The sequence below is a fragment of the Candidatus Nitrospira nitrificans genome (assembly GCF_001458775.1).
In the GTDB taxonomy this organism is placed as follows: Bacteria; Nitrospirota; Nitrospiria; order Nitrospirales; family Nitrospiraceae; genus Nitrospira_D; species Nitrospira_D nitrificans.
Window position 1 is genome coordinate 63,784 of the sequence record NZ_CZPZ01000033.1, and the last position, 24,473, is coordinate 88,256.

The following is a 24,473-nucleotide window of genomic DNA, read 5'->3' on the forward strand; positions in this document are numbered from 1 at the left end:
ATTCCGTAGAGCCTCTCATGCCCGTGTTTGTTGTCTCCCCTGAGTGCATCGATCAACGGACAATATCGGTCACCGGCGACGTGTTGGTGCATATCAGAGACAGTTTGCGCATCACAGTCGGTGAGACTCTGTGGCTCGGCAACGGACAGGACGCCAGGTACCGCGTCGAAATCACCGAGGTGTCCAAACGAGCGGTCACCGCGCGCATTCTCGAAACGATCCAAGAACCACCCCGCCGGACACCTCGTCTGATCCTCGGTCAATCGCTGCTCAAGGGGGAGAAGATGGACTGGGTCATTCAAAAGGCAACGGAACTCGGCGTGAGCGAGATCGTGCCGATCGAAAGTCGGCACAGTGTCGTACAACTGAAAGCCGACCGCGTGGATCATCAGCTCGCCCGATGGCAACGGATCGCCTTAGAAGCCGCTCAGCAATCCGAACAGTGGCGCATCCCAACCATCGCGATGCCCCACTCCCTCTCAGCACTTCTGAGCAGCCGGGCGACAGACGCGCTCACACTCATGCTGGCCGAGCGACAAGAAGGGATAAGTTTGCAGAGTGTGGAATTACCCCACGATATGAATGGATCCTTGCGGATCTTGATCGGACCTGAGGGAGGCTGGAGCCAAGAAGAAGTGCAGATCACCGAGCAGGCAGGAGTCGTCTCTATTACCCTTGGTCAGCAGATCCTCCGATCTGAAACAGCCGCCATCGCCACCATCAGCATTCTTCAATCACGTCTCGGCGCACTGAGCTAAACGAGATCGAGGGCTTGGCCCATCGTCACATCTAATCCTCCTTTCCTTAGTTCTCATTCGACCTTGCACAAACAGCGTGGATTTAAAACTAAGAAGCCGCCTCTGTGATCGAGGCGTAGAAAGTTCTGTGTCTCCCGTCCGCTATAGGGCGGTTGATTTCGGAGCGAGTAGTCGGTGATTATGAGCCGAGAGCGTGCACGCTGTCGGCTGAGCGGACAGCCGTGAGGATGTGCCATCAGCGAGTAGACAAGCCTAGAGGAGCGGTATTCGATCACAGGGATCCGGTTGATTGCCGGAGAAGTGGATTTTCGCATGTTCGATTGGATGACTCAGTCAGAGATGTGGATTGCGCTGGGCACGCTGACGGCCCTTGAAATCGTGCTCGGGGTCGACAATATCATCTTCATTTCCGTCCTTGTGAGCCGGCTTCCACAGCATCAGCGAAACCTCGCGCGCCGTCTTGGGCTAGGTCTTGCCATGATCGCGCGACTGGGATTGCTATTCTCTATTTCGCTCGTGATGGAGCTGACGGCTCCCCTGTTCACGATGCTGAATCAAGCGATTTCAGGGCGAGATTTGATTCTCATCATCGGTGGACTGTTCCTCCTCGCCAAAGCCACCCACGAAATTCACGAAAGTTTAGAGGGCGCGGATGATCAAGCAGCCGCATCGGTTCCGACCGGTTTCGGGATGATGTTGTTTCAGATCACCGTGCTGGATCTGATTTTCTCCTTGGATTCCGTCATCACGGCCGTCGGTCTCGTGGATGAAGTCTCCGTCATGGCGATGGCGATCATCGGAGCTGTGCTCGTCATGCTGTTCGCCGCCCGTCCGATCGGGGAATTCGTCGATGCCCATCCGACGATCAAGATTCTCGCCCTGTCCTTCCTGATCCTTGTCGGCGTGACTCTGATGGTCGAGGGATTCGAGGTTCATGTCCCAAAGGGGTATATCTATTTTGCGATGGCATTTTCGGTTGCCGTGGAGATGATCAACCTACGAATCCGCGCGCGCGCCACCCCACCCCGTAAGCTCCACAGCCGATACTCGCCCAATAAAAGGGAAGCTTCGGTCCAAGAGCACTGACGTTACTATCGCGGCTGCCACCCGAACCACCGGACCGGTGCTCAGAACCGGCAGCCGGGAGTTGATCAAGCAGACCGGGCTGGATCGTCGGGAGCCTGTCGCGCTGACAAGGGTGTCGCCAATTGTTCGAGCGACTGGCCTTCGGCATTGATTCCCAACCAGAGTTCAATCGCCGCGCCGAGCAGCATCATGCCTCCGCCCAACAGATATCCGTAGAAGACGCTGGTCATCGACGTTTCGATGAGCTTTCCATAGAGCCACGGCGCCGCCACGCCGGCTCCTTGCGCCACGATGAAGAAAAAGGCGATCGCCATGGCGCGGATCTCCATTGGAAAGATTTCGCTCACCGTCAAATACGCGGCACTGGCCCCGGCCGATGCACAAAAGAAGATCAGCGACCACAACACCATATGCTGAGTGAGAGTCAAGGAACCTATCCAAAACAGATAACCCGCACACCCCAAGAGAAGGCCCGCCACACCGTAGGTAAGGCTGATCATGGGTTTGCGGCCGATCGTGTCGAAGAATCGTCCCAGCAACAGTGGGCCTAAGAAATTGCCGAGCGCAAACGGAAGGATGTACAGCCCGATGGCGGCGCTGGGTACGGCATAGTATTTTGTCAGCAGCAGCGGATACGTGAACGATACCGCGTTATACATGAACGATTGCGTGACCATGAGGCCGATGCCCAACACCGTCCGCCGTGGATACGAATGAAAAAGTTCTCGGGCCACCGTCGCGATTGTCGCGTGGGGGCGGGCATGTACCGTGATCGTGCCGTGGGGGTTCGCCAGCGATAGGCCTCGATCCTGCTCCACCTGTCGTTCGATCTGCGACACGATGGCTTCCGCATCTGAAACCCGACCGTGCGTCATGAGCCAGCGGGGGCTTTCCGGAATGACGCGGCGAACCATGATGATGGCGACTCCCAGCACGGCGCCGAAGACGAAACAGAGGCGCCAGCCGACTGATTCAGGGAATATCGCCGGATTCAGCAACAACAGCGTGAGTAACGCCCCCACTGCCGCCCCGAGCCACCAGGTTCCGTTGATCGCCAGATCGGTATGTCCACGATTCCGAGCGGGAATCAATTCATCGATGGCTGAATTGATGGCGGCGTACTCACCTCCGATGCCGGCGCCGGTCAGAAAACGGAAAAACATGAAACTCATGAGGTCCCATGAACACGCCGTCAGCACCGTCGCCGCGAGATAGAGCGCCAAGGTGATCATGAACCATTTCTTTCGCCCCTGCCGATCGGTGAGATATGAAAAGAGGAGCGCGCCGATGACGGAACCGGCCAAGTAGGCGGACGCCGTGAGCCCCACTTCCGATTGGGTGAGATGCAAGGTGTCCGGGTGAGTGAGCATCGGGCCGAGCGAGGCCACGACGGATACTTCAAGCCCGTCGAGCAGCCAGGTGATCCCCAACGCGCCGACAACCAGCCAATGCCAGCGTGCCCAGGGCAACCGATCCATGCGTTGTGGAATATCGGTGGTGATCGAACTGTCGGGCTCGGCAGGCATTCATCCTCGTGGCGTGACGACGCAGCGGAATACTCGCTGGAAAGGCCTACCAGCCCAACTGCCAGCTCAACCCGTTCCGTTCCACGAGCGCGTCGGCTTCTTGTGGCCCCCACGATCCAGCCGTGTAGACATGCACCTGTCGTGGACTGAGCAAGAGCGGGTCGTAGAGTCGCCAGGCCGTTTCTGTAAAGTCCGAGGTCACGAACAATGTTTGATCCCCGATCATGACGTCACGCAACAGAGTTTCATAGGCTTCCGGCAATTCCCCGCCGAAGGCATGGCCATAGTCGAACCTCAATGCGCGATCGGTGAATTTAAAAGGCCGCCCGGGTGTTTTCACGGAGAAGCAGAGAGAAAATCCTTCGCTTGGCTGCAACGTGATCAGCAACTTGTTGGGATTGAGACTGTCTGGCTCCAATGATCGAAAGACTTGGATGGGGGCCGAGCGGAAGGTGACCGCCACCTGGGTGATCTTGCGCGGAAGCCGTTTTCCGGTTCTCAGGTAAAAGGGCACGCCTTTCCAGCGCCAGTTGTGAATCGCCAACTTCAACGCCACGTAGGTTTCAGTCGTCGAGTCCGGCGGCACGCCTCGTTCTTCCAGATAGCCGGGAATCCGCTGGCCGGCGACATCCCATGCCGTATATTGGCCGAAGACGACGTTCTGAGAGTGAATGGGTGAAATAGAGCGCAAGACCTTCAGCTTTTCAGCTCGAATCTCGGCCGCTTCGAAGGAAGTCGGCACTTCCATGCCGACGACGGTCAGGAGTTGCGTCAAATGGTTCTGGACCATATCGCGTAACGCGCCGGCCCCCTGGTAATAGGCCCCGCGGTGTTCGACCCCGAGATCTTCGGCGACCGTGATTTCCACGCTTTCGACCGTATCGCGATTCCATAGTGATTCAAAAATGGGGTTTGCAAAGCGAAAGGCCAATAAATTTTGCACGGTCTCTTTGCCGAGATAATGATCGATGCGATAGATCTGGGATTCTTCGAGATACCGATGTAAGAGGGTATTGAGCGAGCGTGCCGAGTGGAAATCATGACCGAACGGCTTTTCAAAGACCACCCGCACCCATCCATGGCTCTTCAGCAATCCGGTTTGATCGAGGAGTTCCAGGGTCGCAGGCACAATCGTCGGCGGAAGCGCCAGGTAAAAGATTCGGTTTTGAGGCAGATTCCTCGCCACTTCGAATTGAGCGATGTACTTGGCTAGGGCTTCGTAGTCCGCCAATTTGCCTTCGCCCAAGGTGTGATAATACACATGATCGTCACACCATTGGCGCAGGTCGGTCGCATTCCGCGACCCGGAACTGCTCAAGCCCTCATACGCCCATAACCGGAAGGCTTCCGGACTGAGCTCCGGCAACGCAGCCCCGACAATGAGGGTGTTCTGTTTTTCCAGTTCGCCGTAGGTGCGCAAGTGAAAGAGCGCGGGCAGCAGTTTTCGCCGGGTCAGATCACCGGTTGCTCCGAGAATGATGAAGAGATGCGGCTCGACGGTTCGTTCTGTCATGTTCTCGTGTGAGACCTGGTCGCGTTACTCGTCCGGTTCCTCGATCGGGCCGGCCCATTCACCTTTGGCCAGAGGGACTTCCTGAAACCCTCCGTCCGGCCATTGGAACTGTCCGGCCTCATCGACCAGCACGATAAAGGGATCGGCCTCATGCGCTTGTCCGCGGAACCAATACCAGCCCGGCCGAGTGGGCGCATTCGTACTCCAACGATAGGTCGGCATCAGGTCCTCCGGAGCGCCCTGTGATCTCGGCATTCCTTCTTCCTGTCACTATTTGATACAGTCGCCTCCATCACGTTCACGAACCTATCATGTCATGTCTTTACTTCCAATAGAAGATGTCCTGCCGGCAATCCGCAGAGCGTTGAACGCCGGTCCCAACGCGCTGCTGACAGCCCCTCCCGGCGCCGGGAAGACCACCCAGGTTCCACTGGCGCTTCTCGAGTCACCGTGGGTAGCCGGCCGGAAACTCCTGTTGCTGGAGCCACGGCGGCTCGCGGCACGAGCCGCCGCTCACCGGATGGCCGACCAGCTGCGCGAGCCGGTCGGAGAAACCATCGGCTATCGGATGCGATTCGACACGAAGATCGGGCCGAGGACGAGGCTCGAGATCGTCACCGAGGGAGTGCTGACACGGCTGCTCCAAGAGGATCCGTCGTTGGCTGCCTACGGCATGGTGTTGTTCGACGAATTTCATGAACGAAGTCTGCAAGCCGACCTGGGACTTGCCCTCTGTCTGGAAGCTCAACGTCTCTTTCGCCCCGACCTTCGCCTCTTGGTGATGTCGGCGACTCTCGACTGCGGGCCGGTCAGCGAACTGATGGGGCATGCGCCGCTCATTACCTGCGAAGGTCGGCTGTTTCCCGTGGAAACCCGATACCTCGATCACCCTGTTTCCGGACGACTCGATCATGCCGTGGTCCAGCACATTCGACGATCATTGGCGAACGATAACGGCAGCGTGCTGGTCTTTCTTCCCGGAATGGCTGATATCCGCCGGGTCGAACGGACGTTGCTCGAGTCCGACCTCGGACCATCGGTACGGATCGCGCCGCTGCACGGTGAGCTTCCGCAAGACATGCAAGCGGCGGCGATTCGACCGGCCGCTCCCGGATCGCGAAAAATCGTGCTTGCCACGTCGATCGCCGAAACCAGCTTGACCATCGAAGGCGTGCGCGTGGTGATCGACGGAGGCTGGCTCCGCATTCCCCGGTTCGATCCTCGCTCCGGTCTGACTCGATTGGAGACCGTTCGCGTCACGAAAGATTCCGCTGAGCAACGCCGTGGCAGAGCCGGGCGTCTTGAACCAGGCATCTGTTACCGGCTGTGGACCGAAAAAGAGCAGGCCTCGCTCGCAGTTCATCGTCCGCCTGAAATTCTCGAGGCGGATTTAGCCCCACTGATGCTGGATCTCGCCCAGTGGGGCGCGCAGAGTCCGGACGACTTCTCCTGGCTTACCCCGCCGCCGTCCGGCGCGATCGCCCAAGCCAAAGACTTGCTCATCCGGCTCGGCGCCTTCTCAACTGGCGGGCGTCTTACGGACCATGGACGACAAATGGCCGAGCTTTCGCTGCATCCCCGCCTGGCCCATATGCTGATCCGCGCCGTCCCGTTGAAGCTCGCCGATCAGGCGTGCGAGGTGGCGGCCCTGTTGAGTGAACGTGACGTCCTGCACGGACCGTTGCCAGATCAGAATGCGGATGTGCGTGTCAGACTGGATGTTCTTCAAGGTGAGCTTGATTCAGGCAGCCAGGCGATCAATCGAGCTGCGGTCGAACGCGTGAGGCGAACGGCTCGACTCTGGCGACGGCAACTCAAGGGGCTGTCCGGGACGATCGCCGGCGACGAACGCCACCACCCGCATACGGCGGGCCTCTTGCTCGCGCTGGCCTATCCCGATCGGATCGCGCAGCGGCAATCGGGTGAGACCGCCGGCTACCGACTGGTGAATGGGCGAGGCGCTCGGTTCAGAAGACCCGATCCCATCGCCACGGAACCATTCCTTGTCATCGCGGACTTGGATGGAGGCGCCCAGTGGGCCGATATCAACCTGGCAGCTCCGATCACGCGCGAAGCCATTGAATCCCTGTACCATGACCAGGTGCTCAGCGAAGAGTTGGTCTACTGGGATGAACGGAGCAGTGCTGTTCGGGCCGTACGCCGTCAACGACTTGGAGCGATGATTCTTTTGGAGGAGGCGGTCTCCTCGCCGGATGCACATGCAATCACATCCATGCTTTTGCAAGGCATTCATACAGCGGGACTTGAGGTGCTGTCATTCAGTCATCCGCTCAGACGGTGGCGCGCTCGCGTGATGTGGGTGCGACGCATTGATGATCCTTCGACGGAATGGCCGGATCTTTCCGATGGGGCGTTGCTTCGGACATTGGACCAGTGGCTTGGTCCGTACGTGGCCAATATCACGACCCTCGAGCGGGTAAAACGGTTGGATCTCACCACGCCACTCCATGCCCTATTGACGTACGAACAACAGCGCCGCCTTGACCGTCTGGCCCCGACTCACATCACTGTTCCGAGTGGTTCCCGTCTCCCTATCGATTACGAGCAATCGGAATCTCCGGTGTTGGAGGTGCGTTTGCAAGAGCTGTTCGGGTGCAAGGACACGCCGCGTATAGCGGACGGAAAAATTCCGTTGATGTTGCATCTCCTGTCTCCTGCCAAACGGCCGGTGCAGGTGACGCAAGATCTCGCCGGCTTTTGGAAGAGGGCGTACCACGACGTCCGCAAAGAATTGCGTGGCCGATATCCGAAACACCCTTGGCCTGAGGATCCGCTGAGCGCCGCCCCCACCGCCAAGGCAAAACCAAGAAACCGGAGTTGATGGCATTCACCCATTGAGACCATCCGGATTTTGGAACGTGAAACCGCCAGGCCTTTTCCTAGTCCACGATCGCTTGATTGTTTGAGAGGATCATCCTGTGCTTGTCGGTACTCGCAACTAATAAGCAACTAATAAGAAGGAGGCGGCCATGAAAGGAATTCTGCTACTCATGATAATGGTAATCGGAGGACTATTGGGCTCAGGCATTTCAGCCCAGTCGGCCGATCCGACAATCCCAAGGGCCCAAAAAGAGACGGCGCCCGCAGGGCGTCTGAGCGATGGCACGATTAAGGGCACATTACTAAGAACCGAGGGTGAATATTACTTCATAAAGGACCCTGACGGTATCGAGCAAAAGATCCATGTCGACAAGACCACCAAATTAGACAAAGTGAAGCCCGGCGATATGGTCAGGGCCTACGTGACCGATGAGGCCCATACGACGGCTTTGACGGTTTTAAAGGGTGGAAACTAATCGGTTGGCTGCTGCCTTTGACCAAAAACGAACAGATGGGAGGAACGTATGGCACGATATGGAAAACGTGCTCGTAAAACAGTCGAAGGGGTGATGCGCAAGAAAAAGAAAGGATCGCTCAAAAGCGGAAAATCCGGGAAACCAGTGAAGAGCCGCAAACAAGCCATCGCTATCGGCCTGTCGGAAGCAAGGCGCAAAGGAGCCAAGGTTCCTAAAAAGAAGGCCGCCTAATTATCGCGCTATCATCGCGGAGATGGTCATCGAGATTGCGTCGTGTTATGACGTCCCCATTGGTTGGTTATTCCCCGGTAGGAATGTGTCGACTGTCGCCCTCGGTATGGCAAAGCAGGTCCAGGCAAAGGGATCGCAGAGCTGATCAGCTGCGGGATGGCCGCCAGTCGGTGGGTCCATGCGACTGGTGGTGGGGATTCGGATCGTGTAAGGCGTCACATTTTGACGCGATGTTGTTCCCAGACTCGAAACGTTGCAAGATCCTGTGCAATGCTGTGGAGTAAGAGCGCCAGCACTGCTGCATCGTCAATCAATCCAATTCCTGGAATAAAGTCCGGAATCATATCCACAGGGCTCAAGACATAGAGCAGGGCTATCGCCAGTGACGCAAGCGTGCGCACCGAGAGGCCTCGATAGCTCCCCTCTTTCCAGGCCCTGAGGAGGCGAACCAAAAGTGGAAGGTCGGACCACAGACGACCGATCATGCGCAGTGCCTCAAAGAATCTCATCGATGCTTTCATCTTTGCCTCCTTGATGACTGTTCTTGTCCCACGAACCAGCGGTCTCATCCAGCATACCAAGCGGCATCGAGTTTAGGAAGCCGTGCTCGGCGTGGCCAGCGGACAACGAGTTGCATGGGTGTGGCACCTACGCCATTAACGAAACAGTCGTACAGGTACTTTCCGGCCTTTGATCCGAGCGCGGCCGAGCTGGTCGATAATACGAGCGGCGAGGGATTCCGGGACATCGACGATGGAAAACCGATCTTCGATCTCGATCGCGCCGATGACGTTGGAGTTGACCTTCACCTCGTTGGCGATTGCGCCCACAAGGTCGCCAGGCCTGATCCCTGCCTCATGCCCAGCGCCGATATATACTCGGACCATGCCGGTCTCTCGCTGTCCGTCCTGACGGGGCGGCCCTGTCGGCCGACGTTCAGGTCGGGAGGATAGGCCGCGGGATCGGTCGTCATAGCGACCGGCCTGCCGGACCGGACGACCGAATTCCGGCTGCCTGGCAGGCAACCCGGGAATCTCTTGTTCCGGACGCTCTCCTCCCTGCGCCCGAACCAGCAGTTTGATCGCGGCTGCTGCCACATCAGTCGCTGAATGGGAGGCGGTCAGCCGATCGACAAGGGGTGTGAATCCATCCAACTTGCCGTCGCGCAAGACTTCCCCCATGGCCGCCTGGATCCGCTCCAACTGTTTGGCGCGAAGATCGGCGATGCTGGGCACCGGCAAGACGGTGACCTGAGCCTTCGTGTGCTGCTCAATCGTTCGCAGCAGACGTTGTTCTCGAGGATCGAGAATCGTGATAGCCACGCCTTCCCGACCAGCCCGGCCGGTCCGGCCGATCCGATGCACATACACCTCGGCGGAGGACGGAAGATCGTAGTTGATCACGTGTGATACTTGGGGTATATCCAGGCCGCGCGCAGCCACATCGGTCGCCACCAGCAACTCCGTTTGCCCGCTTTTGAATGCTTGCATCACGCGGTCCCGCTGTCCCTGGCTCATGCCGCCGTGAATGGCTTCGGCTCGATGACCGCGACCCGTCAGCATCGCCGTCACTTCATCGACTTCCAGCCTGGTTCGACAGAAGACCAATGCTGATTTCGCGCCGACCACATCAAGCACTCGGGCAAGCGCCGCCCCTCGATGCGCTCTCGTGACGACATAGGCCGCTTGCTGGACACGGGGGGCCGTGCCGGCTTTGACCGGTTCTTTGGCGATGGTAATCTCGACGGGGTTATGGAGATGCCGGTGGGCGATCGAGCGAATCCGTGGGGGCATGGTCGCGGAGAACAAGGCGGTTTGTTTAGTCTTGGGCGTGCCGGTCAGAATCGCGTCCAGGTCATCCGCAAACCCCATGTCGAGCATTTCATCCGCCTCGTCCAATACGACGATCTTCACCTCTTGTAGCTTGAGCGTGCCCCGGCGGATATGATCCAAGGCCCGACCCGGTGTGGCGACGACCACGTCGACTCCCCGCTTGAGCGCGTACAACTGCGGACCGATGGCCTGCCCGCCGTACACCGGCAACACAGTCATCCGTAATTCCTTGCCGTACCGTTGCATGGCCTCCCCGACTTGAATCGCCAACTCACGGGTCGGCACGAGTACAAGCGCCGATGGGCGAGCCCTCGTTGCATGACCGATCCGCTGCAACATCGGCAACGCGAATGCTGCGGTCTTGCCGGTGCCGGTCGCCGCCTGCCCGAGCAAATCTCGTCCTGCGAGAAGCGGTGGAATCGCTTCACGTTGGATGGGGGTGGGCTCTTCGTAGCCCAGTGTTTCCAGCGTCGTAAGGAGCGGCGCTTCAAGTCCCAAGGAAACGAACCCCGGTGAAAATCCCGTCGCGGTTGGGCCGGCGGACGCCGATGGGTGACTCTGTTTCGTCACGGAAACCGTTACCTTTCTGCCGTTGATGGTCGTGGAATCGTAGGGGGTAAGGAACGACGACTCACAGCAAGCTTGATGTTACGTTGGAATGGGACGTGAGCGCAAGACCAGGATCAGCCCTGTTCCCATAAATCGTCGCCGGGCAGGTCGCTGGACACCACGGGCTCGAACCGAGCGTTGGAACAGATCGATTCTCAGTCCATGGGATATGTATCACATTGTTTGAGGGGGATGCTGCCCACATGCCGGGCGGACAGGGTCATCAATACCTGTCCGCCATACGCAGTCACCGACTGATATCAGGTGTCTCCTGTACGGCGGAGCGAGCAGAGGGAAAGCCCGCTGCCTTATTGCTTCGACAGGGCCAACATACGCGCTGGAACCAACCGATCTTCTGTCGGGATCAGGAACATCATCTGTGCGAGCGCTCGGTACCGCGCTTCCAATTGGCGGCATCGCTGCACGAATCGGCCGGCGGACATCCGAGGGAAATAGCCACGGTGCCGTTCGTAAAAGAGGGCCCGGCGTCCCCAACGTTCCGCCTTGAAGAGGCACAAGCGGGTTACTAATTCGAGAAGGTGGTTCGGCGACAACCGCGTGGGTCCTCCTCTCGTTGGAGCCGGAATAACAGAGGTGGAGAGAGTCAGTCCTTTTGTCACATTCTTCATAGCGCGTCCTCCTTGTGCTATGTGCCTTATCGATTGGCTTCGAGCATCGCGACTGTCAGCGCCTCGCGCGCCCAGGGCCTCAGCTCATCGCGTATTACCTTATAATCCCGGAACATGAAGAGATCATTAGGAGAAGATGAAAACTTCTTCATAAATGGCGGAAATCCATGCCTCCATTCACAATTTCCCAGACTGGGGTGGAGGAACCGGCGAGACTCGTCGATTGGCTATTCGGCGCAGGTGCAGTGCGGGAGGATCTCGGTGGCAATGTAGCTTAGGTTATTGGTGTAGGAAACGAATCCCTTTCTGCGTCCATAGAGGGTCAGAACACAGTCTGCCCCTGTACGGTTGATAAAAAACCGGTAGTCGGTACCGGATGGGGCGGCAATCGTGAAGGGGCGTGGTCCGAGACGGTAGGTTGTGAGAGTGGAGAGGGTCTTGCCCGCAAGGGCATCCGCAATCTCAGGCTGTTCACCCTCCTGGGTGAGAACGACCGAGAGTCGGCGAGCAAACGAGATGCGGCAGGATTCCTCCGAGAGATTCGTTACCGCGGCTACCGAAGCGCAGCTCGATGCTGTCAGGACAACCGCCAGGGATAACGCCCACACACGGTTGGCCGGGCACATCAGCCCTGCCCTATGAAGCAGCCTGGCCATGGAGCGGGAGTGGAGCCTGCACCCGTCCGATCGCACAACATGATCCTTTCTTACTCTTACCGCTGAGGAGGTACGAAACTGACATCGGCGACGACAGTGGCTTGGACTGGTGGATAGACCCCGTCGAATCTCGCTGGAAACACGTATAGGCGATTGCCGGCTGAGAAGAGTAGCCGATACTCCTGTTCGGCATCATTGCGCAGATACACCGTGAGCAGCGAGGAGGTCGGCTGTCGATCGAGCCGCGCCCAATTCAGTCCAAGCTGCGCAGGGACCACATACAGACCGACGGCAATCATGGCGAATGCGACATATGCCATCGACAGATCAATGAGCCGACTCATTGTCGTAGTGAACCGCGCCACAACCAGCTCGAATGCCGAGGTAAGCAGGAGCAGCATCGCGACTAGGCCGATAATCGACAATACGATCGCCGACATGACATGGCCGAGCGTGCTCAGAAGCGGGGTTATCAGTAAGAGCGCGAGCAAGAACCAGGGCCCATGCTGAACCACGGCCACGGAAAACTTGAATTGAAAGCTGGCGGTCAGGTCGTCTTGACTCCCGATCGCCGCGAGATTCGTCGTGACCAGGTACCCGAAGTAGAGCATCAGTAACAGCGGCACCCAGCTTTGACTAAAATAGGTCGCTGCCGGAACCTCTTCCAAGATCCACGAGGCTCCGAATTCTGAAAAATAGGTTTTCGTATAAATCGATCCAGCGAGATACGCCACCCCGATCAGGGCGGCCAACCCGGCTAGTATCTTCGGCGTCTGCTCGATGAGTCGCCGAGCCTGGGCTCGAGACGATTCATTCTTCTTCGGGTCGTCGCGAGGCATGGGGGCACGAAGGAGAACGCTGAAACGGTTAACCCGTAAAGGCGGCGACCGCCTCTTCTTCCGTGTCGCACAATTGAATGCTTTCTCCGTACACCCGGTTCAGCAGGTCAAAGCCGCTTGCCTGCAGAGCTTCTTTGACCATCCCTTTCGCGGCGGCAATCTTCATCTGCCCCTGAACATTGTTGAGCTGCTTGCAGGCCAGTATCAGGACTCGAATGCCGCCGCTGCTGATATAGTCGACATCGGCCAGATTGAGGATGACCTTTTTCGCGCCGGCATCCACAATCTTTTTCATTTCCTGGTTTCCCTGATCCGCAGTGGTGGCGGAGAGGCTGCCCTGCATCTTCACGAATGTGATCCCGGCATTCTCGCGAGAGGTCACCGTCAATGTGTGTCTGGTCCCTTGATCCATGATGATATCCCTTTCCGTTTAGGAGAAGATCGCCATTCTATCCCAGCAGGCTCATGAAAAACCAATTCGACCGGTCGGTGTCGCCCGATACGATCAACGATACGTTTCTGCAATCGACGCCCTCCGCCCTTGAAGAATCAACCACTGTCTCACCCATGCTCCGTCAACGCGCCGCGTGGACCTTTGACAACGCCTCTTCCAGCGTGGAGGCATAGAGGCTCATCATCAGCGCTCCGCTTAATCGCAGCACCGTACGGACATGGTCGTTTCCCCCGCAGAGCACGATGTTCCCGTCTGTTCGGGTCATTGCCATCAACACTTTCAGGATCACCCGGAGCCCGATGGAGGAAATATACGAAATACGGGAGAGATCCAGCACGATCTGCCGTTCTCCCTGCCCAATGTGGTCCAGCAGAATGCGCTCGACCTCCGGCGCGCTGTTCGTGTCGAAGCGGGTCTGGGGAGTGACGATCATCACGGTCCCGCTCCGGCGCGAGTCGACACTCTTCTCGCCATTCCTTGGGCGTTCGCGCAAGGGGGACGGCAGCCGCTCGACCTCGAATGCGCGGATTCCGGTCTTGTCGGGAGGCTTCATGGCGGAGGATGGTCCGGAAGCCAACTTCTTTTTCACCGTCAAGACATTGCGTCCCACGTTGCGATGGTAGGACACTTCATCAAACATGGAGCGCACCAAGTGAATCCCCAGACCGCCGATTTCTCGCTCATGTAGCAGCAGCGACAGATCGGGAGGCGCGACCGTCAGAGGGTTGAAGGGAATGCCGTCATCCGTAATGGTGAAGATGACCCACGTATCACGCACTTCGCCTTCGACCTCGATATGATGCTCCGTCGGATCGTTGGGGAAGGCATACTGCACCACATTGTTGAGCAGATCATCCAGCGCCATGTTGAAGGTGGGAATGAGCGGCTTGGCCGCGTCCCATTGTGCCACATATTGCTCAAAAGCCATCTGGAGGTCCGGAATGACCGCCAATTGATTGGGCATCGTTCGGCGGAAGACTCGAGTCGCCACGCCGGACGGGGCGACCCCGTGATACCGCAGCCCCAACATGGTGATATCGTCCGCCTGCGGAGCGTCAACGGCAAAGGATCTTACCGCGTTCATAACCTCGCCAAGTCGATCGACGACCGAGACGGCTCGAGATTGGGTCAGGACTCTTTTCAACCGGTCGTTGCCGAACAGCTCGCGCCGCCGATTATCCGCTTCGGTGACCCCGTCTGTGTACAAGAAGAGCTCATCTCCCGGACCCAATTGGATGGTCGTCTCCTTGAAGGCGATGCCCGCCATGGGACCGACCATGGGGCCGTCGATGCCCGTCAGCCACTCGAACTGTCCATCCTGCCGTTTCAGCAGAGGAGGATTGTGTCCGGCGTTTGTCGCAAGGAGCGTCCCGTCACGGAGATTCAAAATGCCGAGATAGAGGGTCACGAACATACAGCTGTCGTTATCCGCGCTCAGCGCATCGTTCACATGGGTGACGATACTGGCCGGCGAGGGATCGGAGGTCGCCCTGGTCTTCACCATGATCTTGGTCATCGCCATGAACAGCGCGGCAGGGACTCCGTTGCCGGCCACATCGCCGATCACAAAACAGAGTCGATGGTCATCGACCATGAAAAAATCGTAGAGATCGCCGCCGATTTCAAGGGCCGGCTCGAGCACCGCGTAGAGCTCGATCTCCTTTCGGTCCGGGAAAGCCGGGAATACGCGCGGGAGCATACTCCGTTGAATATCCCGGCCGACATTCAGTTCTTCCTGCATGCGGGCCTTCGCAGCCTCCACGACCGCCAACGAATCCGCGAGCCGCGCATTGGCATCCTCGGCGGCCTGTTCGGCGTTTTTCAGAGCCGTAATGTCCGTAGCGATGGCGACAATTCCGCCGTCGTGAGTCCTCTTCTCGCTGATTTGGAGCCATTCTCCATTGGATCGATATTGAATGTACGGTCCTTGAGGATTATGGTGCATCTCCAGGCGCTGCTTCACCCACGATTCAACATTCACGAGCGCCGCGTCGATATCACCTCGTTCGGCAATCCGGCGAATAATCGACTCGAATGTGTCGCCTGGCTGCACCTCCGCGCCGACTCCTGACATCACCTCCCGATACTTGCGATTGCAGATGACCAGACGGTCCTCCGCGTCGAAAAGCGCAAACCATTGAGGAACACTTTCGATGGCTTCGATCAGCCGCGCGTGGCTGTCGCGCGCGAGGCTCGATGCCGCCGTCACTTGCCGATCGATGATGGCCAGGAGGGTCGAGAGCGAGACGGCGACCACCGCGAGGAGGTCAACCTCGATGCCCGGCGGCGGAGCGCCGGGCCTGATGGCGGAAAGGCCATATGTCGGAATCATCCCGATGAAGTGGGATCCGGAAAGAGCAATCCCCATGGCGCTCGCCTTTTCCGTGACCCGCCAGTTTCTGTATGTGGTGATATTCCACGCCCCGATCACGATGCCGATGACGCTCAATGCCACGATCCCGACCGTCGACAGCACAACGACCATGAGGTCATTCTCGAGATCGATCGGCTGATGAACCGCCATCATGCTGGCGAAATGGGTCAGGCTCATGCAGGCGCCCATCAGCATGCCCCCGGAGACGAGGCGCATTCGGCTGTTGATATGGCTGCTGATCAGGTACACGGCCACGGCTCCTGTTGCCCCGGCGGAGACAAGCGACAGCACGGCGAGCGCCGAGTCTTGCGCCGCCGAGACCTGAGGACAGAACGCCAAATTGCCGATGTAGTGAATCGCCCAGATTTCCAGGCCCGCGGCGACGGCGCCGATCGTCAGCCATCGGAACCTGACGGAACCTTGGTCGGGAGCGCGCATCCGTTCGGCGATGCTGAGGATGACATAGGCGGCCGCGCCACCCAACAGCATCGAGGAAATACCCAGCAAGGGATCGCACATTCCCAGCACAGTGACGCTCCGGTCAGGAGGTTCGTTCCATGCGCGGATCAACCGTCATGACACGCGCCTTCAAATCCTCGAATGTAGGGCCGGCTCGGCGTCGAACAAAGTCCGCCTGGCCGGCTTCACCTATGAGAAGCCTCGGCTCGCAAGCAGGAACGCGTCACGGCGCGTTCTTACACTGAGGTCTCGCCACTGCCGCTATCGCACCGGTTGATTGAGGCGGTCCCAGCGTGGAGTTTTCGTGCCGGGATCAACCGACCAGTAAATACATACCGCCCGCCCCACGATGTGCTCCTTGCTGATCGGTCCCAAGAATCGGCTGTCCAGGCTCTCCTCCCGATTGTCACCCAAGACGAAGTAGGCGTCGGGAGGCACGGTGACAGGCCCAAGGTTATCCCGGACGTTTCCGGACATACTGGATGGATCGGTATGTTGCGCATAGGGTTCGGTCAAGACTTCGTCGTTCACCGAAACCGCCTGATTATGAACTTCGATTCGATCGCCGGGAACCCCGATCACGCGGTGGAGAAAAAGCGTCCCATCCTTGTCCGGGTAGCGGTAGACGACGACTTCGCCGCGTCGAGGTTCTGCAGCATGATATGCAGCCTTGTGCGCGATCACATGGTCTCCCGGCAAGAGCGCCGGGACCATCGTCTCGGCCGAGATCTGGAGCAGATGGGACCGGGCCCGCACCGCCGGCAACAGGTCCGACAGACGGTCCGTCACGAAATTCCAACGGAGTTCTTGCACTCTGGACGTCGGGCTGAGAATTTCGTTGTCATACCCCTCGACCAATCGCCGGGCCTCCGATGCCGACACAGTTGCGGCATAGTAGAGCGCGAGATGGTGCTCCCAGAAGTACTCCGGGGCCAGATCGAACAACATGACTTTGAGCGAGCGCACAAAGGACTGCGCGATCTCTTCCATCTCGGATGGCGTGAACGGACGAGTCAGATCAGACTCGACCTCCAGTTGATGGCTGAACCCCGCCACGTCGGCGTGGTCCGCGATCGACTGGTACAAACGATTCGATGCCACCTCCAGGCCGGCCAGCTGATGAAACACAGCTTGGGACTCGTTCTCACCGTCACTGTGAGCCACCGGAGCGGTACTGCACGCAGTCCAGAGCCCACTCCATGCCATAAGCAGACAGAGGACAACATGATTCGAAGATCGTCCAAGGAGGTGGGATAGGTCGGAGAGCATTGGGAGGCTCAGTCAACGCTCCTCTCGTTCGTGAATCGCACGAGAATACCGCACTGGGGCCTGATAGGAAAGGGCATTCAGTCACAACCCAGGCGACATATCCGCGAGTGGGAGAAGCCAACCACATTTCCGGTTGAAGCGGGGGCGTCAGGCAATAGGCCTCGCCGGCTCGAGGCAAGCCGGGCACCGAATGATATTCGGCTATGTCCCGCCTTCGCCCAACCGACGGTGAAAGAGCTCCAACGTCATGTCGTAGCAGATCCGGGCCGCCGCCGGATCGTAGCGGGGACCTTCGTCGCGCATGAATGCGTGCGCGGCGTTGAACTCATGCCACTGGAAATGCGCGCCGGCATCGCTCAGCGCGTTGTAGATGAGCGCCCGCCCTTCGCGGGGAATGTGCGGGTCCTGTCGGCCCCAGATCATCAACAACTCTCCGGATATTTCGCCGATCCGGTCCAGACTGTCGTCATGCATACCCTGGCCCAGACTGCGTTTGTGAATGTCCGTGGCATAAAAACAGGCGGCGGCCAGCACATCGGGCTGCATCGCCGCGCGAAACGCCAGATGACCCCCGATGCAAATCCCCATCACGCCGAGCTTGCCCGTGCAGTGCGGTGATGAGGCCAGATAGTCCAGCGCCGCACGCGCATCGTTGTCGTAGCTCAACAGGGTTTTGGTGATCTTGTGCCGATTGCCACGTGCCGCGCCCGCTTCGTCATAGGCGAATACCGTGCCTGCCGGCTCCAGCTCGTGGAAGATTTCCGGTACTGCCACCACAAACCCATTGCTCGCCAGCATCGCCGCCATACGCCGGATCGGCCCGGTGATCTGGAAAATCTCGGAGTACAGGACCAACCCAGGATAGCGTCCCTTCGCCGCAGGGCGAAAGAGAGAGGTCCGCATCGGCTCGGTTGGGGTCGCGAGCTCGGTCGATTCCTGGTCGGTAATTGTCATGCGGTCCTCTGTGACCACGCAGCATTGCTCTGAAAAGACAACGGCTGACCGATCACTCATGGGTGCAGTCTAAAACAATAAGACCTGTTGGTACAGCGCAAACGGAAAGGACTTCCAATATCAAGTCCGTTCGTTCTCAGACCTGACCATCGTGTGACCGAGCAGGCCTGCATGCTGATCTCCGCAACTAGTTTGGCCTCAGCAGTCGGAATAGTGTGCGGGGTTTGAACCGTAGGTCTCGATAGGTCCGCGTTCCGGCCATCACATCCGTGACGGCTTCGGAGAGGCGCTGCCCATATTGAGAGAATGCGAACGATCTAACGCGAGGAAAGTCGTACAGCAGTCGGGCCAGCCATCGGCTTCTTCGCAGCTCCGGAAGAATCGTCTCCGCCAGCGCGCTGGCATATGTCTGCCGTGCGGACTCTTCTTCAAGATGCGCCTCAATCAAGGATTGCGCTGCCATCAGACCACTTCGAACGGCGAATGAAATCCCCTCCCCGGTCACAGGATCGGCGAAGCCCGCGGCATCGCCGACCAACAGAATGCGCTTCGCGACGAACGGTCCACGTCGCGGTCGAACGGGAATGACAAAGCCATGTCGCTCGACGTGAGTGAACGATCCACAATCGAGCAGGTCGAGATAGCGCGCCATCGCGCGTTTGAGATCAGCCCCCCGCTGCCTCGTCGACAGGACGCCGATCGAGAGGTGCCGTCGTTTGGGAAAGGCCCACGCATATCCATGGGGCAGCAGATCGAAATCAAATCTCGCTATGTTCTGAAACCCGTCCAACCGGTCATGAGGCACCGTCACTTCGTACTCGAGCGCCGGAATGAGGACGCGTCCATCGGCCATTCCCATGGTTCGGGCAACGGTGCTGAGCGCGCCGTCGGCTGCGATGACGAACTTGGCCTTCATCGAGCCTCCGTTGGTGGTGAGCGTGACGAAGTCGCCGTGGAACGACACATTCTCGACGGCGCGTTGTCGGTGAACAGCTGCTCCCGCTGCTTGGGCTGCGGAAAGAAGGGCATAGTCGAACTGATCGCGCATCGTCATGGAAACGATGGGAGTCGGTCGACGGGTGATGAAGGACAATCCGGCAGGCAGATTGAGCTGCGCGGTATGGCAGTCCTGCTCGACCACGTGGCGCATATCCAAGGGCAAGGCCTGCAGGGTCCGTCCCACGATCCCGCCACCGCATGTTTTGTACCGCGGAAGCGAGGCCTTCTCGATGACGGCGACCGCCACGCCGGCCTGAGCCAGGCGCCACGCGGCGCAAGACCCAGCCGGTCCACTGCCGACTACAATGACGTCATACATGGTAGACATCTCTCGCGCCTGAGTCTGTCGAAATGGGATGTCTGACCTGCCTCACCTGAGTCGACACACATGTGGCTGCGCGCTTCACGAAACACCCCTCTGTTCTTGGATCGCGGTAGGATACCCTATCGGGCGCCGATGGGAAAAGATCATCCGCGCACAATATAGATGGCAATTCATTCAGCGATGCGGGCGAGACCTGTCTAACGTTGCGCCTCGGTGAACGGTCATGTCCTGTTCCGTCGTCAAGTGTGGTAGCCTGTGGGGGGAGAAGGCCCTCCCACAACCGTGTGGGTCGGTAGCCTTGGCTGGGTCCCTCTGTTCAACAAGCGCGGTAGGGAAATCGGGATACCATGGTGCGTCTCATTCTGCTCTTGATCATCGTCGGTCTGGTCATGCTCGGGCCGCAGCTCTGGACCAGGCGGGTGTTTGCGAAGCATAGCGCGCCCCGTCCGGACTATCCGGGAACCGGAGCAGAATTGGCCCGGCACCTGCTCAATCGGTTTGACTTGCCACACATTAAAGTGGAACCGACCGAGACGGGCGACCACTACGATCCGGTCAGCAAAGCGGTCCGCCTCACTCCCGCGATCTTCGATGGAAAATCCCTCACGGCAATTACGGTCGCCGCTCACGAGGTCGGGCACGCTATTCAAGACCACCTGGGGTATCAGCCCTTGGCGGAACGCACGAAGCTCGTGCGGGTCGCGCAGGGCGCGGAGAAGGTCGGGGCGATTCTGATGATGGGGATTCCCATCGCGGCGGCGGTTGCCCGCACTCCGGTGGCGAGTGTCGTCGTTCTGATGGCCGGGATGGCCACGATGGGGATCTCCACGCTGGTCCACCTCGTCACGCTTCCCGTCGAGTGGGATGCCAGTTTCCGGCGTGCCCTTCCCGTCCTCCGACAAGGCCGGTACTTGTCGCCTGATGATGAGCGGGGGGCTCGAAGCATCCTCACCGCCGCCGCACTGACCTACGTGGCGGCCTCCCTCGCCAGTCTGCTGAACCTGTGGCGCTGGATCGCCTTCCTCCGACGATAGCCTTTACAGGCTCCCGCGCTCTCATTGCACCTGGTCCAACGTTATTTTGCGAGAGTCGGTGATGGCGGGTGGCGGGACCAGCTACCCGATCCTGTTATTCAGCCCGAGGCTGCTGTTGGGGATAGTATTTCGGTCGCGTGATGAGGAGATCCACACCTATCGCGCGAGCTTCTTTTTGATCATCGTCAGGTTCTCGGGGGTCGATCGCACCCGTATCGTGAATCCCTCGGCATCATAGTCTTCAGACAAGATCCGCATCCGAGCGCGAATCTCCGCAAGGACCGCTTGAGCCGTAAACGGCAGACGGAATTCCTCGTCGATCATCTCGTTCTCAAAGTGCCGCATGATCCGCTCACGTAGCGCGTTCAGATCGTCCGTGCTTCTCGTGGAAAGGAAGAAGGCCTGGGGATACTCCACCTTCAATGACGCGAGGGCATCCGGTCCGAGACGGTCTTGTTTATTCAAGACCAGGAGGCTGGGAATATCCGTGGCTCCCACTTCGGCTAATACCGTCCGCGTGACGTCGAGTTGGGACCGAAAAGACGGATCCGAGGCATCAACGACAAATAGTACCAGCGAGGCGCCGGCCGCTTCGTCAAGCGTCGACTTGAACGACGCCACCAGGTCATGCGGGAGCTTTTTGATGAATCCTACCGTATCGGTCATGAGCACTTTGGGACGTGTTTCAGGATGCAGCGGCCGGATCGTCGTATCGAGCGTGGCGAACAGCTTGTCGGCCACCAGCACGTCAATGCCCGTCATCGCCCGCATCAGCGATGATTTCCCGGCATTGGTGTACCCGACGAGCGCGACCGTCAATTCGTGTTCCCGCCTCGCGCGGCGCGTGTGATGCTCGTCTCCGATCGCCGCCAATTCCGCTCGGAGCGCCTTGATCCGATCGCGAATTCTGCGCTTATCGAGCTCAAGACTCGTCTCTCCCGCCCCCTTGCCGCCGATCCCTCCGCTCTGCCGCTCGCTGCCGCCGCCAGTTTCACGCAACCGTGGCGCCAGATAATTGAGCCTCGCAATCTCCACCTGGAGTCGGGCCGCTCGGGTCCGCGCATGTCGACTGAAAATTTCAATGATGACACCGGTCCGATCGAGCACCGGCACGCCGGCGGCACGTTCAAGATTCTTCAATTGTGACGGCGACAGATCACAGTCCACGATGACGATTTGCGCCTGTTGGCGAGGAACGGGTGACGTCTCGCTTGGTTCATCCGATTCCCCTTCTTCCGAGTCTTCCGCTTCGTCCGCTGCCGCGGCCGCGCGCTTCGAGGCCGCTTTGTGCATCGGCCTTTCAAACGATGCCGCGATAGTGCCGAGCCCACCGGTCCACCGCGCCAGTTCGGCGAGTTTGCCCTGGCCCAGGACCGTCGAAAATGTATCGGAACTCCGTTTTTGCATCACCCGGCCGACGACATGGTGCCCGAGGGTTTTCACCAGGCGGGTGAGCTCTTGCAGCGAGCTGTCCAGCTCTTCCCTGGAGACACGAGGGGTTTGAATCGCCACAAGAACGACACGGGATTGAGAGGGAGTCGACATGGCTTGGTTTTCCTTTGACGACATCATGAAGGATTTCATCTTAACAGGGAATTGAGGTTTCAAGGCAGCTCGCGCGCCATATTGAGCGCGCGACGAGGTTGTTCGTTGTGTCGGTGGCGTTGCCTCAGAGAGGTGTATACACGATTCAAGATTCCAATGCCTTGCCTGCGACGAAACGGAGCGGCGGAGCCGTCTGACTTAGGTGGCAGGCAAGAAATGAGAGGCGAGAATTTGAGGAATCTTGAGGAAGTGGGCAGCGCATTAACCGACTGTCAACGAGGAGGCGGCAGCGCATCAGAGCCTGGCTGTCTTTCCGACGTCGAGCAGGATGGCGACGAGCATGTCGCTCATGATGTTGACGCCGGAGCGGGCGCGGGCGATGATCCAGTCGACGGTCATGATGAGGGGGATGGCGGCGAGGATGACCTGGTCCGGCAAACCTGCAGCGGACAGGACGAGCGGCAGGACGATCATGCCGGCTTCGGGAATGCCGGCCACACCGGCGCCGGCGATGATGGAGGCAACGACGATCACGATCTGCTTCGATATCGGCAGGTCGTAGCCGAGCGCATGGGCGAGAAACAGCGCGGCCATCGCTTCGTAAAGGGTGATGCCGTCGTTGTTGAGATTTGTTCCGACACAGGCGGCGAGGCGCGCCGATTGCGCCGACACCTGCATCCGTTCGAGGCAGCGGAGCGTAACCGGTACCGTGGCCAGGCTGCTGTTACATGATATTCCCGTCAGAATGGCATCGGCCCCCTTCCCCAAGTAAACCCTTGGGGATTTCTTCCCCACCCACCAGGCAACGAGCGGATAGTAAACCAGCCCATGCACCGCCAGGCCGAGGAGCATGGCCACGAGAAAGATCCAGAGGGCAGAGAAGACTCCGACACCGGACTTGCCGACGATATTCGCCACGACACCGAACACCGCAAACGGAATGACCAGGATGACCCACCAGAGAATCGTGACAAGCCAGCCGTAGGTCCGCTCAATGGCCCAGGCGACCTGATCAAGCAATCCGCCGGCCTGACCGTCCTTCGTTCTAGCCCACCGCAATACGATCCCGATCCCGAGCGCCATGAGCACGACACCGATGATGTTATTGCTCCCAAACGGATCGGCGATCGTCCGAGGAATATAGGCCAGCAAGTCTTCCAGGGGATGCTCGGACGGCGTGACGGTGATCTTGAGACTCGTCCCTGGCACCACATGGAGCAGATCTTCGACGTGGCCCTGCCACGATTTCCCCGGCTGCCAGAGATTCATGATGGTCAGGCCGATGAGCATCGCCACGGAGACGTTAATAAGACAGATGGTCAGCAGCTTTGCTCCCTGGCGTAACGGAAGCGAGGTTCGGATCAACGAGTCGAGGATGGCCACAAAGATGAGTGGAACGGCGAGCGTTTTGAGGACCCAGACCACCCAGAGGCCAAGTTTTCCGAGCTGCTCGTTACGCAGGCCGCCCAGATAGGGCTCCTGGCCGAAGAAGACGCCCAGCGTCGTGCCGCCGATCACGGCGACGAGGACTTGGGCATACAGTGGGAACGGACTGCGGCGTGATGTGTCGTGCATCGTGATCGCGTGGGTCGCAGGACCTTAACTGATTCCGTTCAAAGAAACCACGTCCGTGATCGGGAAGCCGGAAGTCGTCGCCATCCAGTTCACTCATCTGTAAGCCACTCTTTGGAGCGGCGAGATGAAGAACCGGTCTGCGGAGTTGCCACTGATCAGGTGGGAATGTCTCTGGTGCCGTCATAAGACGTACGGGATTGGAACGACAGTTTGACGATGTCGCCGTCGCGAACCGGTGAATCCTCCGAGCCGATTTTCTTGTTGATGGTGATGAGCGCCTCACGGTTCTTTATATAGCGCAGCAACGGGCCCAGTTGTGCCGGGTGGGCTTCGATCAGTTGTTTCACGGTGGTCGGGCCGGTCACCGGCACCTCAAGTTCGCTCTCCTCGATGACCGCACGCAAAGTCTGGCCAAATACCTGGACCGATACCATCGAACCCCCAAGACGTTAATCGGATATCCCGTCGCTCGCAAAAACCTCCGCGTAC

Annotated in this window: 22 protein-coding genes; 6 read left to right on the top strand and 16 right to left on the bottom strand. The window is 58.9% G+C overall.

The features are described from left to right. The first annotated feature begins 17 nt into the window (after window positions 1-17). Entirely contained in the window at window positions 18-758 is a 741-nt protein-coding gene (locus tag COMA2_RS16820; protein ID WP_090901041.1) for a 16S rRNA (uracil(1498)-N(3))-methyltransferase, read from the top strand. A gap of 312 nt (window positions 759-1,070) precedes the next feature. Beyond that, window positions 1,071-1,844: a TerC family protein gene (locus COMA2_RS16825; protein WP_090901337.1), complete on the top strand. Its 774-nt coding sequence runs from the start codon at window positions 1,071-1,073 to the stop codon at window positions 1,842-1,844. A 65-nt stretch (window positions 1,845-1,909) separates the two neighbouring features. Here the strand turns inward: COMA2_RS16825 and COMA2_RS16830 are convergent, their stop codons facing one another. The 3 genes from COMA2_RS16830 to COMA2_RS16840 are packed head-to-tail and all read right to left on the bottom strand — an operon-like array spanning window position 1,910 to window position 5,138. Continuing rightward, a complete protein-coding gene (locus COMA2_RS16830) occupies window positions 1,910-3,370 on the bottom strand; it encodes an MFS transporter (protein WP_217490803.1) in 1,461 nt (486 codons plus the stop codon). Between the two features lie 46 nt (window positions 3,371-3,416). Continuing rightward, window positions 3,417-4,883 carry a glucose-6-phosphate dehydrogenase gene (gene zwf / locus COMA2_RS16835; protein ID WP_090901044.1) on the bottom strand — a complete coding sequence of 489 codons (1,467 nt, stop codon included), beginning with the start codon at window positions 4,881-4,883 and terminating at the stop codon, window positions 3,417-3,419. 24 nt (window positions 4,884-4,907) lie between these two features. Further along, window positions 4,908-5,138 carry a hypothetical protein gene (locus COMA2_RS16840; RefSeq protein ID WP_090901047.1) on the bottom strand — a complete coding sequence of 77 codons (231 nt, stop codon included), beginning with the start codon at window positions 5,136-5,138 and terminating at the stop codon, window positions 4,908-4,910. 61 nt (window positions 5,139-5,199) lie between these two features. Between COMA2_RS16840 and hrpB the strand changes: the two genes are divergently transcribed. The 3 genes from hrpB (at window position 5,200) to COMA2_RS16855 (ending at window position 8,431) form a co-directional block, all read left to right on the top strand. Continuing rightward, complete coding sequence (gene hrpB / locus COMA2_RS16845; RefSeq protein ID WP_090901050.1) at window positions 5,200-7,725, top strand: ATP-dependent helicase HrpB; 2,526 nt, start codon at window positions 5,200-5,202, stop codon at window positions 7,723-7,725. Window positions 7,726-7,873: 148 nt separating this feature from the next. Beyond that, a complete protein-coding gene (locus tag COMA2_RS16850; RefSeq protein WP_090901053.1) occupies window positions 7,874-8,200 on the top strand; it encodes a hypothetical protein in 327 nt (108 codons plus the stop codon). 48 nt (window positions 8,201-8,248) lie between these two features. Continuing rightward, the gene (locus COMA2_RS16855) at window positions 8,249-8,431 is read left to right on the top strand and encodes a DUF6496 domain-containing protein (RefSeq protein WP_090901056.1); all 183 of its coding nucleotides are present in this window, start codon (window positions 8,249-8,251) and stop codon (window positions 8,429-8,431) included. A 215-nt stretch (window positions 8,432-8,646) separates the two neighbouring features. On the opposite strand, the gene COMA2_RS16860 is transcribed toward COMA2_RS16855, so the two are convergent. The 10 genes from COMA2_RS16860 to COMA2_RS16905 form a co-directional block, all read right to left on the bottom strand. Further along, window positions 8,647-8,952 carry a YkvA family protein gene (locus tag COMA2_RS16860; protein ID WP_175304681.1) on the bottom strand — a complete coding sequence of 102 codons (306 nt, stop codon included), beginning with the start codon at window positions 8,950-8,952 and terminating at the stop codon, window positions 8,647-8,649. Window positions 8,953-9,087: 135 nt separating this feature from the next. Beyond that, window positions 9,088-10,833 (bottom strand): DEAD/DEAH box helicase, encoded by a 1,746-nt coding sequence (locus COMA2_RS16865; RefSeq protein WP_175304682.1) that lies wholly within the window; start codon window positions 10,831-10,833, stop codon window positions 9,088-9,090. Between the two features lie 347 nt (window positions 10,834-11,180). Beyond that, window positions 11,181-11,501, bottom strand: a complete 321-nt coding sequence (locus COMA2_RS16870) for a hypothetical protein (RefSeq protein ID WP_090901065.1) — start codon at window positions 11,499-11,501, stop codon at window positions 11,181-11,183. 227 nt (window positions 11,502-11,728) lie between these two features. Continuing rightward, window positions 11,729-12,193, bottom strand: a complete 465-nt coding sequence (locus COMA2_RS16875) for a hypothetical protein (RefSeq protein ID WP_090901068.1) — start codon at window positions 12,191-12,193, stop codon at window positions 11,729-11,731. A 20-nt stretch (window positions 12,194-12,213) separates the two neighbouring features. Then, window positions 12,214-12,996 carry a hypothetical protein gene (locus COMA2_RS16880; RefSeq protein ID WP_090901071.1) on the bottom strand — a complete coding sequence of 261 codons (783 nt, stop codon included), beginning with the start codon at window positions 12,994-12,996 and terminating at the stop codon, window positions 12,214-12,216. 28 nt (window positions 12,997-13,024) lie between these two features. Next, the gene (locus COMA2_RS16885) at window positions 13,025-13,408 is read right to left on the bottom strand and encodes an STAS domain-containing protein (protein WP_090901073.1); all 384 of its coding nucleotides are present in this window, start codon (window positions 13,406-13,408) and stop codon (window positions 13,025-13,027) included. Window positions 13,409-13,571: 163 nt separating this feature from the next. Beyond that, window positions 13,572-16,343 (bottom strand): anti-sigma factor antagonist, encoded by a 2,772-nt coding sequence (locus COMA2_RS16890; RefSeq protein ID WP_090901076.1) that lies wholly within the window; start codon window positions 16,341-16,343, stop codon window positions 13,572-13,574. Between the two features lie 201 nt (window positions 16,344-16,544). Then, window positions 16,545-17,411, bottom strand: a complete 867-nt coding sequence (lepB, locus tag COMA2_RS16895; protein ID WP_175304683.1) for a signal peptidase I — start codon at window positions 17,409-17,411, stop codon at window positions 16,545-16,547. 342 nt (window positions 17,412-17,753) lie between these two features. Next, on the bottom strand, window positions 17,754-18,506 hold the full coding sequence (locus COMA2_RS16900; RefSeq protein ID WP_090901083.1) for a dienelactone hydrolase family protein: 753 nt from the start codon (window positions 18,504-18,506) through the stop codon (window positions 17,754-17,756). Window positions 18,507-18,693: 187 nt separating this feature from the next. Beyond that, entirely contained in the window at window positions 18,694-19,833 is a 1,140-nt protein-coding gene (locus COMA2_RS16905; protein ID WP_090901088.1) for a geranylgeranyl reductase family protein, read from the bottom strand. 344 nt (window positions 19,834-20,177) lie between these two features. Here COMA2_RS16905 and COMA2_RS16910 point away from each other — a divergent pair, with 344 nt between their 5' ends. Continuing rightward, window positions 20,178-20,864, top strand: a complete 687-nt coding sequence (locus COMA2_RS16910; protein ID WP_090901091.1) for a zinc metallopeptidase — start codon at window positions 20,178-20,180, stop codon at window positions 20,862-20,864. Between the two features lie 156 nt (window positions 20,865-21,020). Here the strand turns inward: COMA2_RS16910 and hflX are convergent, their stop codons facing one another. The 3 genes from hflX to COMA2_RS16925 all read right to left on the bottom strand — a co-directional run bounded on the left by hflX (window position 21,021) and on the right by COMA2_RS16925 (window position 24,418). Then, window positions 21,021-22,409 carry a GTPase HflX gene (gene hflX, locus COMA2_RS16915; protein ID WP_090901344.1) on the bottom strand — a complete coding sequence of 463 codons (1,389 nt, stop codon included), beginning with the start codon at window positions 22,407-22,409 and terminating at the stop codon, window positions 21,021-21,023. Window positions 22,410-22,703: 294 nt separating this feature from the next. Next, complete coding sequence (locus COMA2_RS16920; RefSeq protein WP_090901095.1) at window positions 22,704-23,984, bottom strand: dicarboxylate/amino acid:cation symporter; 1,281 nt, start codon at window positions 23,982-23,984, stop codon at window positions 22,704-22,706. A gap of 155 nt (window positions 23,985-24,139) precedes the next feature. Then, window positions 24,140-24,418: a MoaD/ThiS family protein gene (locus tag COMA2_RS16925; protein WP_090901098.1), complete on the bottom strand. Its 279-nt coding sequence runs from the start codon at window positions 24,416-24,418 to the stop codon at window positions 24,140-24,142. Window positions 24,419-24,473: the final 55 nt, after the last annotated feature.

Bases quoted from the DNA above. Each gene is read 5' to 3' on its own strand.
- COMA2_RS16820 (WP_090901041.1), top strand. From the start codon at position 18: ATGCCCGTGTTTGTTGTCTCCCCTGAGTGCATCGATCAACGGACAATA.
- COMA2_RS16825 (WP_090901337.1), top strand. From the start codon at position 1,071: ATGTTCGATTGGATGACTCAGTCAGAGATGTGGATTGCGCTGGGCACG.
- COMA2_RS16830 (WP_217490803.1), bottom strand. From the start codon at position 3,370: ATGCCTGCCGAGCCCGACAGTTCGATCACCACCGATATTCCACAACGC.
- zwf (WP_090901044.1), bottom strand. From the start codon at position 4,883: ATGACAGAACGAACCGTCGAGCCGCATCTCTTCATCATTCTCGGAGCA.
- COMA2_RS16840 (WP_090901047.1), bottom strand. From the start codon at position 5,138: ATGCCGAGATCACAGGGCGCTCCGGAGGACCTGATGCCGACCTATCGT.
- hrpB (WP_090901050.1), top strand. From the start codon at position 5,200: ATGTCTTTACTTCCAATAGAAGATGTCCTGCCGGCAATCCGCAGAGCG.
- COMA2_RS16850 (WP_090901053.1), top strand. From the start codon at position 7,874: ATGAAAGGAATTCTGCTACTCATGATAATGGTAATCGGAGGACTATTG.
- COMA2_RS16855 (WP_090901056.1), top strand. From the start codon at position 8,249: ATGGCACGATATGGAAAACGTGCTCGTAAAACAGTCGAAGGGGTGATG.
- COMA2_RS16860 (WP_175304681.1), bottom strand. From the start codon at position 8,952: ATGAAAGCATCGATGAGATTCTTTGAGGCACTGCGCATGATCGGTCGT.
- COMA2_RS16870 (WP_090901065.1), bottom strand. From the start codon at position 11,501: ATGAAGAATGTGACAAAAGGACTGACTCTCTCCACCTCTGTTATTCCG.
- COMA2_RS16880 (WP_090901071.1), bottom strand. From the start codon at position 12,996: ATGCCTCGCGACGACCCGAAGAAGAATGAATCGTCTCGAGCCCAGGCT.
- COMA2_RS16885 (WP_090901073.1), bottom strand. From the start codon at position 13,408: ATGGATCAAGGGACCAGACACACATTGACGGTGACCTCTCGCGAGAAT.
- COMA2_RS16890 (WP_090901076.1), bottom strand. From the start codon at position 16,343: ATGTGCGATCCCTTGCTGGGTATTTCCTCGATGCTGTTGGGTGGCGCG.
- COMA2_RS16900 (WP_090901083.1), bottom strand. From the start codon at position 18,506: ATGACAATTACCGACCAGGAATCGACCGAGCTCGCGACCCCAACCGAG.
- COMA2_RS16905 (WP_090901088.1), bottom strand. From the start codon at position 19,833: ATGTCTACCATGTATGACGTCATTGTAGTCGGCAGTGGACCGGCTGGG.
- COMA2_RS16910 (WP_090901091.1), top strand. From the start codon at position 20,178: ATGGTGCGTCTCATTCTGCTCTTGATCATCGTCGGTCTGGTCATGCTC.
- hflX (WP_090901344.1), bottom strand. From the start codon at position 22,409: ATGTCGACTCCCTCTCAATCCCGTGTCGTTCTTGTGGCGATTCAAACC.
- COMA2_RS16920 (WP_090901095.1), bottom strand. From the start codon at position 23,984: ATGCACGACACATCACGCCGCAGTCCGTTCCCACTGTATGCCCAAGTC.
- COMA2_RS16925 (WP_090901098.1), bottom strand. From the start codon at position 24,418: ATGGTATCGGTCCAGGTATTTGGCCAGACTTTGCGTGCGGTCATCGAG.